This window comes from Neomoorella stamsii, from assembly GCF_002995805.1.
In the GTDB taxonomy this organism is placed as follows: Bacteria; Bacillota; DSM-521; order Neomoorellales; family Neomoorellaceae; genus Neomoorella; species Neomoorella stamsii.
Map to the genome: position 1 here is coordinate 1 of NZ_PVXL01000061.1, position 12,321 is coordinate 12,321.

Sequence of the window (12,321 nt, forward strand, 5' to 3'; positions counted from 1 at the left end):
GCCTTTACCCCAGTTGCTCCCACAGTTCCGGGTGGGGAGAGGGGATAACGACGGCATCCACCAGTTCCCCTTCTTCTTTGAGGGGCGGGGTGGCGGCGTTTACGGCGGCCTGGACAGCGCCGACGCTGCCGGTGAGGATGACTACCCCTTTGCCTCCCAGCCCGTAGGCGGGGCGGATGTCCAGGAGATCGACAACGGCGGCCTTGGCGGCGGTGTCGGCGGCTTTGATGGCGGCCGTAACGCTGAAGGTTTCGAGGACTCCCAGGGCGCTTTTAGTGGTTACTTCGACTATCCCGGCCAGGGCCGGCAGGACCCCGGGATGGAGGTTACCCAGGATTAAGCTGCTAACGATCGTTACCCCGCCGGTGGTGACCCCATGTTCTACGGCGCTCGTTACGGCGCTGATCTCGCCAGTTAAGATAATTAAGCTTTTACCGGGGCAGGTAGTGCGTATTTTCAGGTCTACCGGCGCGGCCTTAAGACAGCTATCGGCTACCATTAACCCTCGCGCCAGGCTCTTAAGTTCGATGAGTCCGACGGCGATACCCATCAGTCACTACCTCCGAAATGTGAGATGTGGTAAGAGCGAAGTGGGAGGTTCCTTTTGTGGTGGCAGTTAACGTTCCCCATAGATGGCTCCTCCCTGGATGGTGATATGGCCATTCACGGCGACAATGGTGCCGCTGATGCTGGCATGGAGGTTAGCGCCCGGGGTATCGTCCTTGATACGTGCTAAAAGGTCCCCCGCTGTAACCCGGTCACCCGGTTTAACTACCGGCTCCGGCGCGGCTCCGGCGCTCTGCTTTAAGGGCAGGTGGACCTGGTTAACCGTGATGTTTCCTTCCCGAAAAGTTACCGGGCGTTCGTAATATTCTTTTAAGCCCAGGCGGCTGATAAGGCTTTTAGTGGGTACCTGCCGTCCTTCCCGGAAAGGGGAAGGGGTAGTAGCTTGCCAGGGGCCGGGCCGGAAACCCTTCTGCTGCAGTTCGGCCTTGATTTTCCTGTTGACCTGCCGCGGGGAGAGGTTGAAGGGGCAGGCGTAAAGGTCGCAGAGGCCGCACTCGCTGCAGAGAAGGGCCCTGGGCAGGGTTATATCAACAAGGCCATAGGTAACCGCGCGCATGGCCCGGTGGGGTTCCAGGGGATGCCCTAAAAGGTGCCGTGGGCAGAAGTCCGTGCACTGCTGGCACTGGCAGCAAACCTTGAGGGCAAGTTTTAGCTCCTTGTTTAGATCCCGCCGATAAGCGGCAGCCAGGGGATGATCCAGGGGCAGGACAATAATGCCCTTGGTAGTTTTGGTAACCGGCGCATTGATGCTGGTAACCTTACCCATGCAGGGGCCGCCGGCGATAAGGAGGTATTCGTCTACAACCGGGCCGCCGGACAGGGCCAGGAGTTCCCGGACCGGGGTACCCAGGGGGACAGCCAGAGTTAACGGCTGTCTCACTGCGCCGGTGATAGTCAGGTACTTATGGGTTACGGGCTTGCCTTCCATGGCCTGGTGAATGTTGTATAAAGTCTCGACGTTTAGAACTACCGCTCCCGCCTGTAATGGTAAACCTCCCGGCGGGATTGTTTTGCCGGTAACGCTATAGGTTAATAAGTGCTCGTCGCCCATGGGGTAGACATCCGGCAGGAGGTGGAGCTTTAGCCCCGGGTAATTGTTGATCTCCCCTGCCAGGGCAGTATGGGCCTCCCGGTATTTTTCTTTGAGGGCTATAACTCCTGTTTGGGCGCCGGCGGCGGCGACAATAACGGCTAAAGCGGCCAGGAGTTCAGCCGGATAGCGGGCCATCAGTTCCTGGTCGACTTTGAGTAAGGGTTCGCATTCGGCCCCGTTAATGATAACGGTCTGGATGGGTGTTCTGGTCTTTAGTTTAAAGGCGGTGGGGAAACCGCCCCCGCCGGCGCCGACCACGCCGGCAGCGGCTATTTTACTTATGATGGCGTCCTGTTCGCTGGCAGGCATTTCCTTCCCTCCAGGTCCTCCTCCAATTAGATAGCGGTAGCCCGGGGCCTCCCGCAAGGCGTTAAATTATACTTAACCCGGATAACCCCCCACCTTCTCCACTTCATCGCCGCTTCCTCTCCAGCTAGTCTACCGTCCGTAGCGCCCCGGCGATGACCGTCCGCTGTTCCCGGGTGTAGGTGCGGGGAGTACAGATCCCTTCGCCCGTGGGGCTGGCGATGGTGTGGCTGAAGTGCCCTTCGCCGCCGATTTTTAACCCGGCAGCCGAGGAGGCGTTGGCTACCAGGATGTCGGTCCGGAGCTTCCGGGCGTAAGCCGTGATGCGGCCTACGTCCTGGCTGTGGATGATGGCTGTATGTTTGAAGCCGTGCTCCACCTGCGCGGCCAGTTCCAGGGCGGCGTCAAAGTCCCTTACCCGCACCAGGGGCAGGACCGGCAGCAGCTGTTCTTCCTGGACCAGGGGATGCTCCGGGGGACACTCCAGCAGGGCGATCCTGGTGTTCCCCGGGGCGTTGATACCGGCTTCTTTCAGGATAAAGCTGGCGTCTTTGCCGATTAGTTCGGGGTTAAAGGTTCGGCCGCCGGGCAGGATGGCCCGCACCAGTTTTTCTTTATCCCCTTCTTCCCGCACCAGATAGGCGCCGTGACTCTGCAGGTGGAAGAGGAGCTCGTCGGCTATTGCTTCCACGGCGATGATGACCTTTTCAGCAATGCAGAGGACGGTGTTGTCAAAGGCGGCGCCGTCGACGATGCATTTGGCGGCGTAGTCCAGGTCTTTGACGGTTTCGTCGACGACTACGGGGGGATTGCCTGGCCCGGCGGCAATGGCTTTTTTGCCGCTCCTTAAAGCGCGGCTTACTACTTCGGGACCACCGGTGGCCACGAGCAAGTCAACATCAGGATGGCTTAAAACCAGGTCCAGGTTTTCCAGGCTGACTTTATCGCCTACTACTAATAGGTCTTCCGGCCCGCCGGCTTGCTGGATGGCGGCGTTGAAAAGGCGCACCAGGTACTGGGTGGTCTTGAGCCCTTTGGGATGGGGCAGGAAGATGATGCTGTTGCCGGCGGCGACCATACTGATGGCGTGGTTGATGACACAGGAACCAGGATGGGTCGCCGGCTCAATGGAGGCGATGAGGCCGAAGGGCGCCCGCTCGATTAGAATCAGGCCGTTGTCGCCGCTGATGGCTTCGGTCTTTATGTCCTCGAGGCCCGGGGTTAAACGGGCGGCATAAAGCTTCTTCTGGATCTTGTCTTCTACCCGGCCGTAGCCGGTTTCTTCGTGGGCCAGCCGGGCAATTGTTTCTACGTTTTCTATGGCCGCCTGGCGGATGGCTTCAATAATTGCTGCGCGTGCTTTAAGGCTTAAGGCTACTAGTTTTGTCTGGGCCTTTTTGGCGGCTTTAATGGCGGCGTGGAGGTCGCTGTAGACCCCTCTGTCGCCCTGCGGGGCTGCTGCCGGTGCCCGGCAGGCTCCTATCTGGCAGGTACCTTCCGAAGCCGGGACCGGTATTATCCCCGGGTTAGCCTGCTGGATGTTTTTTAATACTTCGGCGACTATGCTGGCGATGGTGTTTTCGTCAAGCATGCTTGTTTCACCGCTTTACTGGGGTAATATCCTGGCTACGTCGCTGTGGGGCCGCGGGATGACATGGACAGCGACAATCTCGCCGAGCCTGGCGGCGGCAGCCGCCCCGGCTTCGGTAGCGGCTTTGACGGCGCCGACATCGCCGCTGACCATAACGGTGACGAGACCGGACCCGATTTTCTCCATGCCAGCCAGTTCGACGCTGGCGGCTTTAAGCATGGCATCTGCCGCTTCGATGGCCGCGACCAGTCCCTTGGTTTCGATGAGCCCTAAAGCGCCGTCCTTCATGTTAATCAACCCCCCTGGCAGAGGCTTCTTTTTTACCGGGCAGGATACGAGCTACATCGGCATGGGGCCTGGGGATGACGTGGACGGCGATGACTTCCCCGAGCCTGGTAGCAGCAGCACCGCCGGCTTCGGTGGCCGCCTTGACGGCGCCGACTTCACCGGTGACCATGACGGTGACGAGACCTGAACCGATCTTTTCCATGCCGACCAGTTCGACGTTGGCGGCTTTAAGCATGGCATCTGCCGCTTCAATGGCCGCGACCAATCCTTTGGTTTCGATGAGTCCTAAGGCACTCATGGGTTGTTTTCCTCCTTAAGATTTTTAAGTTTCTCGTTGGGTTTTGCGTACCGGTGCGTTTCTTAACTTAAATACCGGGCCAGCTCTTCGTGAGGCCGGGCGATGACCCGGCTGGCAAAGACGGTGCTTACGGCCGCGACCTGTTCCCTGGCAGCTTCGATGGCTGCCGTGACAGCGCTGACTTCGCCGCTGATTTTTAATACTACCAGGCCGCTACCTTTAGTCTGTTCATAGCCGAGAATGGTAACGTCAGCCGTCTTGGCAGCCGTGTCCGCTGCGGCAACGGCGGCAGCCAGGCCGCGGACTTCAATTATACCCAGGGCTTGATTACTCATGGTGTGCCTCCAAAAAAGTATGACTATCAGCTATGGGAATATCCCCGTTATATTTAGTTGGGCAACTTAAGGGAAGCTGGGGGTACCGTGCCCTTCCTCTACTGTTTCCTGACGCCAAAGGAGGCCAGGACGCGTTGGGTTACGCTGCTGATAATTTCTTTCAGCTCCTCTTCGGATATACCGCTCACTGCCCCGCCCTCCTGGCCGGATATGCTGCAGGCGCCACAACCCGTACACCCCGGGTGGCGGCCGCTGACGCCGAGCTTTTCCCGGATCTGCAGCAGCTTCTCTACTTCCTCACAGGGCAGTACGCGTTCCCCGCCCAGCTGCCGGGCCGCCAGGGTGATTTTGGCAAAGTGTTCGATGGATTCCATCTTGTAGAAGGCGTTGTAGACGTCCGTCCCCATGGTCAGGGCACCGTGGTTTTCCAGCAAAACAGCATCGTATTTATCCAGGTGCTCCCTGACCGCCAGGGGTATCTCTTCGGTAGAGGGGGTGCCGTATCTGGCGATCGGGACAGCCCCCAGGGTGATGATGATTTCCGGCAGTACCGGCTTATCCAGGGGGATACCGGCCACGGCAAAGGCTGTCGCCACAGGTGGGTGGGCGTGGACTACCGCCCGCACATCCGGCCGGTGCTTGTAGACATCCAGGTGCATTTTTATTTCCGAAGAAGGTTTGAGATTGCCGGCGATTTTTCGCCCTTCCAGGTCCACCTTGATGATCATGTCGGGGGTCATAAAGCCCTTGCTCACGCCGGTAGGGGTGGTTAAAACCTCATTTTCCCCGATCCGGACGCTGATATTACCGTCATTGGAGGCGACAAATCCTTTGGCGTAAATGCGCCGGCCTACTTCACAAATATCCTGCCTGATTTGATACTCGGAAGCCACTATGAAGTCTCCTCTCTTGTCAGCTACCTATGCCTTCAGGGCAGGATGTGCTGCCGGATAAAGCTCAAGGTAGCTATGGCATCACCTTTAGCGATTAGCTCGTCTAGTTTATTGACTCCCAGCCGCTCTAAAAGGTTTAAGATGCCTTTCAAAGTAGCAATGCTCTCCCGGCATACCTGGACCGGGTCCTCCCGGTAGGGGAAGACGTCCAGGGAGTACCAGCCGTCATAGCTCACTTTTTGCAGCCAGTACAGGAGTTCAATATATTCGACCAGGTGGACCGAGCCCACCAGCAAGTCGTCGTCCCAGCTACGGTAGTTGTCATTGAAGTGGAAGTGGAACATCTTGCCGTGGCCGGCCAGTAAGGCCAGGGCTTCAGCAACATTTTCCCCGGCATTGAGGGAATGGCCGACATCAATGGTCACACCAATATTCTCCAGTCCTACCTCCTGTACCAGGAGCAGGGCCTTGGCGGCGTTGTTGATATAGGCATGGGTCCGCGGCTCCTTGGGCTTATACTCAACACAAACCCGGACATCGCTCCGGTAACTTGCTATTTCCTTCAGGCTCTCCACCAGCCAGCGCCAGGCCTTTAGATAATCAACCTGGAAGCAATAGTCAAAGCCGTCCTGTCCCAGCCAGACGTTAATCTGGCGGGCACCCAGACGGGCGGCAACGTCCATACCGCGTTTGGCCAGATCGACGGCTTCCTTGCGAATACTGGCATCGGCCGCCGCCAGGCTGCCAAACTGCCACTTGCGCTGGCAACTGTGGTCCACGCCAATAATAGAGGCCTGGAGCTTATTCGCCTTCAGTGCCTCTTCGACTTCCTCCAGGTTGGCATCAGTTACGTCAGCTGGGTAATTTAACTCCACGCCAGTCAACTCGGGAATACTGGCAGCCTCTTTGATGCGCTCCGCCACGGGTTTGCCGTCGCGATAACCGCTTAACAGGAAGCGGTCCCCGCAGCCGTCAAAGGCCCAGACGCCGGCGGAAAATTTTATTGCCATCCTGATTCCCCACCTGCCACAATTTAATTTAGAATGGGGAGGGGCAAGTCCTTGACCCTCCCCAGGTAGAAGCTTTTTAGAAGTTGTACTGGTCGACGTTGTCTTTAGTAAAGTCAGTAGGTGGTCCCATAATGACAGTCTTGCCGTCTGATTGGACCTGGATCTTGCCTACATTGGGCACTTCCTGCCCGTCGGCAGGCTTCTTCCCATCCAGCATGTCTTTAATTAATGCAACTGTTAGATAACCCAGCTTGGCCGGATCCCATAAGGTGGCAACATCCAGAGAGCCGTCCTTCAAATAGGTTTTAGAGTCATTGGGCAGACCCGTCCCAACAACACTCACATTATCCTGCAGACCTTTTTCCTGAACCGCCTGGGCAGCACCGATGGGAGCTGGTGTGCTAATACCAATAATGCCCTTCAGGTTGGGGTAAGCCTTGATGAGTTCCAGGGCCTTCTGATAAGCTAGCTGCTGTTTTTCATCGGACGGGACCTTATCGGTAACCAGTTTTAGATTGGGATATTTAGTTTTGGCATACTCCAGGCCATAGTTAATCCAGGTATTTAGATTAGCCGCGGAGAGACCGCCGGTAATAATGGCGTATTCGGCGCTGTCAGTACCCATGCTTTTGACCAGCAGGTCCCAGATATGTTCACCGTACTGTTTGTCATCAATCTGGTGCACGGATAGGTCGACCAGCGACTTATCAGCCGGCGTATCCCAGTCGGCAACCAGGATGCCTTTTTCTTTGGCCTTCTTGAGTACAGGCGTTAGCGCAGCCGGGTCGTTGGGAGCCACGGCGATGGCATCAACACCCTGGGTGATAAGGTCTTCAATCATTTTTACCTGCTCAGCAGCGTCGGCCTTGGTGGGCCCGGTATAGATGACCTCCACGCCAAGATCCTGGCCAGCCTTCTTGGCACCCTGCTCAGAAGCATTAAAATAGGGTATACCCACCAGTTTGGGCATGACAACGATTTTATATTTTTTATCTTTGGCCGGGGCAGTCTGCTGCTGCTGACCCTGTTGCTGCTTCTGCTGGTCCTGAGAGGGCTTGCTACCGCACCCTGCTAAGAGGGAAACGAGTAATAGCATTGATAACAAAAGCGCAATAAACTTTTTCATTAAGCTCATAACCTCCTGCTGATATTGTCGCTGATATTGTCATGGTAAACTTTTAGCAATCACCATATTTCTTGCTGCCAATTTTTCACCTCTTTTTTCTCTCACCCCTTTAATTCGAAGTAGCAAAATCTGTCCCACCTTCACACAGCAATACTCATTTTGTTTTGTTCTTTCTTTGCCCCCTTTCGCTGATTTCTTGTGCTTATAAGGTAGTTTAAGAGCAAAACTGCAATTAGTAGAGCACCTATAGTCACGTCAACTATAAACCTGTTGATGCCTATTAAATTCAACCCGCTGGAGAGCACCTGGACGATACCTACTGCTATAACCGTCCCGATGACCTTCCCATAACCTCCAGCGATATCAGTACCACCCAGCACTACAATAGCTACACTCTGTAATAAATACGACGAACCATAATCGACTTTCGCCGAATTATAACGAGAGGTCATAATGAGCGCAGCCACTGCAGCCATAGTTGCCGCATAAAGGTAAACAAACATGACTACTTTTTTTGTGTTAATGCCGGAAAAATAGGTGGCTACCGGATTGCAGCCGAACATATAAACGCTGCGTCCCCAGGCAGTCCGTTCCAGCAGAACGCCGGTCAGAACAGCAAGCGTTACAAATATGAGTAGGGGAACAGGAACAAACAAAAGGTAACCATTGCCAAACCACTGGTACTGTTCGGGGAAACCCGAAATGGCTCCCCCTTTGGTTAGCCAGATACTCAATCCTTCAAACAGGGTCATGGTACCAAGGGTAACTAAGATGGGCGAAACGCCTACATATGATACCAGGAAACCGTTTATTAAGCCGCAGATAAAGGCTGTGATAAGGGCAACCAGTACCGCCTTCATGATTAACAACAGCACTGCTGCCCCCGCAACTTCGGCATTATAGCCGGAAGATAGAACAAAGGCGCCGGCAATTCCGGACAGGGCGGCCGTAAAGGTAATCGAAAGATCTATTCCCCCGGTAATAATCACAACCATCATTCCCAGAGCCATGATCCCTAGCTCGGGTAACTGGCTGGCCATGGACTGGAGATTTTGTAGGCTTAAAAACCTTGATGGTGAGATCAGTGACATCAAAATAAAGAGACTAACAAAGACATAGAGAAGTATCATTTCTTTACTCGTTTTAGACAAATATTCCACCCCGCTTTAGTTTTCTACATCTACTTTAGGCAGGTTCTTTTCTATGCGTCTCCTTTGCACAACATCAAAGCTAACGGCAAAGATAATGATAAGGCCAACAATAATCTTTTGCCAGAAAGTCGGGATATGCGTTAGAATGAGGCCGTTATTTAGAACTGCCAGGAACAAAACACCCAGGAGCGTGCCGAGGACGGAGCCACTGCCGCCCATAATATTAGCCCCACCGACCACTACTGCGGCGATAACCTGCAGTTCAAAACCTAAAAAGGCATTGGGGTCAACCTGGCGCATAATGGAGGTATGCACGACTGCCGCTACGCCCGCCAGGAAACCCATATAGGCATATACAAATATCAAAGTGCGTTCTATATTAATACCCACGCGTTTTGCCGAAACTGGATTGCCACCCACCGCATATACCGAGCGGCCAATAAGGGTATATTTTAATAAAGCCCAGGTAAGTAAGGCCATTACCAGGAATATTACAATTTGGATCGGGATCCCCACCATATCACCGCTGGCAATAGGAAATTTCAATATGTTAATTCTGCCGAAATCGATGAACCACGCAGGGATGTTGTTGATCCAGGTGCCGTTGGTATAATAAAGCATAAGTCCGTTTATAATGCTCATAGTGCCAAGGGTAACTACAATAGCGGGAATATGAGCCAGCGCAATTAAAGTGCCGTTTAATATTCCAATGATAATTCCACCTGTAATCGCAACTAAAAAAGTAAGTAGAAGATTACCACCAAAGGTTACCATAAATTTGCCAATTATTACCGTAAGGATTGCAACTACCGCGCCAACAGATACATCAATACCACCTGTAATAATAACAAGTGTCATTCCTAAAGCCATGATGCCCAGTACAGCATTATTCTTAAGTAAATCAAGCAAATTATCTGGGCGGAAGAAAACATTGCTGCGAGTGCCAATTAAAACCGATAGTACTATTAACATTAATAAAATCCATGTTTCCTTTGATTTGACAGATCGCTTCATTTTCGTACCCCTTTACCCACTACTTCGGGTGGTGATAAGTTTTTAAGCTATTACCCGGCTGGCTGTTCCCATAAATGCCTTGTTCATGATTTTTTCCTGGGTTGCATCTTCAATATTGAACTCGCCAACCAGCCGGCCACGACGCATTACCAGAATACGATCGCTTATAGCTAAAACTTCAGGTAGTTCAGAGGATATCATAATAATTCCCATTCCCTGACTGGCAAGCTGGCGTAGCAGTTTATGAATTTCTGTCTTGGCTCCGACATCTATACCATTTGTTGGTTCGTCGATAATTAAAATTTTGGGGCTAGTCGCCAGCCATTTGGCCAGTACCACCTTTTGTTGATTACCACCCGAAAGCTGCATCGCCAGCATCCGGGGTAGCCGCGGTCTTACGTCAAGGACCTCAATATACCGATCTACCAGCTCTTTTTCTTTTCTTGTATTTAAGAGGCCAAGTTTGCCGCATATATTTCTTAACATTGCTAGAGTAATATTGTTGGCTACTGATTGCCTTAATACCAGGCCTTCACGCTGCCTGCCTTCAGGGATATAGGCAATACCCAGTCGCACAGCTTCTTCCGGAGAACGTATATTAACCCTGTTGCCTTCAAAGAAGATTTCACCGCTATCGGGGATATTGAGCCCGAAGAGGGCCTGGGCGACTTCCGTACGCCCGGCACCAACCAGCCCGGTAAGACCTAATATTTCTCCTTTATGCAAGGTAAAAGAAATATCTTTGAAGTTCCCTTTCTTGCTGATGGATTTAACTTCCAATAGGACCGGGCCAACTTTGCCGCCAGATTGCTTTACGAGCTCTACTTTTCGGCCCACCATCAATGAAATTAGCTTCTCTTCATTAAGTTCTTCTTTTAGATAAGTACCAATATATTTACCATCACGCAAAACGGTAAAGCGTTCAGCAATAGTAAATAATTCCTGTAATCTGTGACTAACGAAAAGGATGGCAATTCCCTTCTCTTTCAGGCTGCGGATCATTTTAAATAGATGTTCAACTTCGCCCCTTGATAGGGAAGAGGTGGGTTCATCCATAATAATAAGTCTCGCCTTAAAGGCAAGGGCGCGCGCTATAGCCACCAGTTGCTGTTTGGCCACTGATAATTTTTCGAGCTGCAGGTTGAGGTCCAGTTCCACACCAAGCTCTGCCAGGACGTTTGTGGCTGTTTCTTTAATCTCAGACCAGCTAATAAACCGCTTGCCCTGGCCGACTTCCTTGCCAAAACTTATATTCTCTGCTACCGTTAGATTAGGAAAGAGGCTGAAATCCTGGTAAATAACCGCGATGCCTTTCTGGTTGGCATCAATCGGTTGCCGGATGTTCGCCGGTTGCCCCTCAATTAAAAATTCCGCTCCCGGATCGGGTTGCTCAACGCCGGCCAGTATCTTTATGAGGGTTGATTTGCCCGCACCATTTTCGCCTACCAGGGCATGGACTTCACCGGGCATTATTTCCAATTGGACTGAACTCAGGGCTTGAACACCCGGAAAAGTTTTACTTATATTTCTCATTTGCAAAAAAGGTCTCTCGCTCATATAGCTTCATCCTTCCCCTTACCGGCCCTTATCCTCTTGACCCGAAGCCTCTATCTACTCATAACCTCGATAATCAACGTTTTAATCTATTAACCGCTTGCCTGCAAATCACTCTCTTGACCGGTTCCTTGTCTCCCGACTACTATTACTTCTACGCCGGCCAGGCGAAATTTTGTTAGTTCTTCTCGAGTAGTACCATTATCGGTAATCAATTTGTGTACTGCCTTTACCGGCGCCACGGTAGCCAGGGCTGCCGTACCAAATTTATCGTGATCAGCTAGGAGAATGATCTCCTTGGCCCCGCGCACCATCTCCGCTTTCACCCTGGCCTGGACCTCGGTCGATTCGGTGATGCCTTCTTCCAGGGTAACCCCTTTACACGAGATAAAATCTTTTTTGATGTTATAGCTCGCCAGGGCGTTTTCCACCAGCGGACCCACGAAGGAAAGGGTACGGGGATGCAGGGTGCCGCCGGTGCAGATGACCGTTATATCAGGGTTGCCCACCAGGGCCATCACAACCTTCAAGGCATGGGTAATTACTACCAGGTCTTTTTTGTCTTTTATATAATGCACCATCTGCAAAGCCGTGGTACTGGCGTCAATGGCAATTACATCGCCGGGCTGGACCAATTCTGCTGCTTTCCTGCCGATAAGTTGCTTTTCGTAGCGATTACGCATGTTGCGGATGTGGAAGGCGGTTTCTTCCTGGGTAGAGGCTATTTTCACGGCGCCGCCGTGGGTGCGCTTCAAATAGCCTTCGCTCTCCAGGCGTTCCAAATCGCGGCGAATGGTTTCTTCGGTTACTTGAAAGATATTGCTGAGTTCAGCAACTTTAACTATGCCCTGCTCGTCTAAATGCCTGATTATCTCCTGCCGCCGGTCTTCAGCCCGCATGTCTCACACCTCCTTCTGAAAACAAACATTTTTATCTGTGTTTTGCATAATATATTCGCCGTTCAATCTCAAAATCCTTCTGGTTAGACAATTTTTTTGTTTAAAATTTTGGTTTTCAAATATGTGTTTTGTGTTTTCCCAAACGAAAATCCGGGTAACTATGCCTGCTTACCCAAAGCCAGAGTAGGAATTTACC

The 12,321-nt window shown here is 52.5% G+C and carries 13 protein-coding genes; all 13 read right to left on the minus strand.

Annotation, left to right across the window (positions count from 1 at the left end; translation table 11 throughout):
• Positions 1–4 precede the first annotated feature (4 nt).
• The 13 genes from MOST_RS13340 to MOST_RS13400 all read right to left on the minus strand — a co-directional run bounded on the left by MOST_RS13340 (position 5) and on the right by MOST_RS13400 (position 12,125).
• Positions 5–550: a BMC domain-containing protein gene (locus MOST_RS13340; protein ID WP_106007197.1), complete on the minus strand. Its 546-nt coding sequence runs from the start codon at positions 548–550 to the stop codon at positions 5–7.
• A gap of 66 nt (positions 551–616) precedes the next feature.
• Entirely contained in the window at positions 617–1,969 is a 1,353-nt protein-coding gene (locus MOST_RS13345) for a 4Fe-4S dicluster domain-containing protein (protein WP_106007198.1), read from the minus strand.
• A 124-nt stretch (positions 1,970–2,093) separates the two neighbouring features.
• Positions 2,094–3,557 (minus strand): aldehyde dehydrogenase, encoded by a 1,464-nt coding sequence (locus tag MOST_RS13350; protein WP_054935323.1) that lies wholly within the window; start codon positions 3,555–3,557, stop codon positions 2,094–2,096.
• A 15-nt stretch (positions 3,558–3,572) separates the two neighbouring features.
• Positions 3,573–3,845 (minus strand): BMC domain-containing protein, encoded by a 273-nt coding sequence (locus MOST_RS13355; RefSeq protein ID WP_054935324.1) that lies wholly within the window; start codon positions 3,843–3,845, stop codon positions 3,573–3,575.
• A gap of 1 nt (position 3,846) precedes the next feature.
• Positions 3,847–4,143, minus strand: coding sequence for a BMC domain-containing protein (locus MOST_RS13360; RefSeq protein ID WP_054935325.1), 297 nt, complete (start codon positions 4,141–4,143; stop codon positions 3,847–3,849).
• Positions 4,144–4,205: 62 nt separating this feature from the next.
• A complete protein-coding gene (locus MOST_RS13365) occupies positions 4,206–4,478 on the minus strand; it encodes a BMC domain-containing protein (protein WP_054935326.1) in 273 nt (90 codons plus the stop codon).
• Between the two features lie 98 nt (positions 4,479–4,576).
• A complete protein-coding gene (locus tag MOST_RS13370; RefSeq protein WP_054935327.1) occupies positions 4,577–5,371 on the minus strand; it encodes a class II aldolase/adducin family protein in 795 nt (264 codons plus the stop codon).
• Positions 5,372–5,406: 35 nt separating this feature from the next.
• The gene (locus MOST_RS13375; protein WP_054935328.1) at positions 5,407–6,381 is read right to left on the minus strand and encodes a sugar phosphate isomerase/epimerase family protein; all 975 of its coding nucleotides are present in this window, start codon (positions 6,379–6,381) and stop codon (positions 5,407–5,409) included.
• Between the two features lie 76 nt (positions 6,382–6,457).
• Positions 6,458–7,507 carry an autoinducer 2 ABC transporter substrate-binding protein gene (locus tag MOST_RS13380; protein WP_054935329.1) on the minus strand — a complete coding sequence of 350 codons (1,050 nt, stop codon included), beginning with the start codon at positions 7,505–7,507 and terminating at the stop codon, positions 6,458–6,460.
• 140 nt (positions 7,508–7,647) lie between these two features.
• Positions 7,648–8,658 carry an ABC transporter permease gene (locus tag MOST_RS13385; protein WP_083476404.1) on the minus strand — a complete coding sequence of 337 codons (1,011 nt, stop codon included), beginning with the start codon at positions 8,656–8,658 and terminating at the stop codon, positions 7,648–7,650.
• A 15-nt stretch (positions 8,659–8,673) separates the two neighbouring features.
• The gene (locus tag MOST_RS13390) at positions 8,674–9,672 is read right to left on the minus strand and encodes an ABC transporter permease (protein WP_054935331.1); all 999 of its coding nucleotides are present in this window, start codon (positions 9,670–9,672) and stop codon (positions 8,674–8,676) included.
• A gap of 42 nt (positions 9,673–9,714) precedes the next feature.
• Positions 9,715–11,229 (minus strand): sugar ABC transporter ATP-binding protein, encoded by a 1,515-nt coding sequence (locus tag MOST_RS13395; RefSeq protein WP_054935332.1) that lies wholly within the window; start codon positions 11,227–11,229, stop codon positions 9,715–9,717.
• A gap of 89 nt (positions 11,230–11,318) precedes the next feature.
• Complete coding sequence (locus MOST_RS13400) at positions 11,319–12,125, minus strand: DeoR/GlpR family DNA-binding transcription regulator (RefSeq protein ID WP_054935333.1); 807 nt, start codon at positions 12,123–12,125, stop codon at positions 11,319–11,321.
• Positions 12,126–12,321 lie beyond the last annotated feature (196 nt).

Coding starts and splice junctions, on each gene's coding strand:
- MOST_RS13390 (WP_054935331.1), bottom strand. CDS start 9,672: ATGAAGCGATCTGTCAAATCAAAGGAAACATGGATTTTATTAATGTTA.
- MOST_RS13395 (WP_054935332.1), bottom strand. CDS start 11,229: ATGAGCGAGAGACCTTTTTTGCAAATGAGAAATATAAGTAAAACTTTT.
- MOST_RS13345 (WP_106007198.1), bottom strand. CDS start 1,969: ATGCCTGCCAGCGAACAGGACGCCATCATAAGTAAAATAGCCGCTGCC.
- MOST_RS13380 (WP_054935329.1), bottom strand. CDS start 7,507: ATGAAAAAGTTTATTGCGCTTTTGTTATCAATGCTATTACTCGTTTCC.
- MOST_RS13375 (WP_054935328.1), bottom strand. CDS start 6,381: ATGGCAATAAAATTTTCCGCCGGCGTCTGGGCCTTTGACGGCTGCGGG.
- MOST_RS13365 (WP_054935326.1), bottom strand. CDS start 4,478: ATGAGTAATCAAGCCCTGGGTATAATTGAAGTCCGCGGCCTGGCTGCC.
- MOST_RS13340 (WP_106007197.1), bottom strand. CDS start 550: ATGGGTATCGCCGTCGGACTCATCGAACTTAAGAGCCTGGCGCGAGGG.
- MOST_RS13350 (WP_054935323.1), bottom strand. CDS start 3,557: ATGCTTGACGAAAACACCATCGCCAGCATAGTCGCCGAAGTATTAAAA.
- MOST_RS13360 (WP_054935325.1), bottom strand. CDS start 4,143: ATGAGTGCCTTAGGACTCATCGAAACCAAAGGATTGGTCGCGGCCATT.
- MOST_RS13355 (WP_054935324.1), bottom strand. CDS start 3,845: ATGAAGGACGGCGCTTTAGGGCTCATCGAAACCAAGGGACTGGTCGCG.
- MOST_RS13400 (WP_054935333.1), bottom strand. CDS start 12,125: ATGCGGGCTGAAGACCGGCGGCAGGAGATAATCAGGCATTTAGACGAG.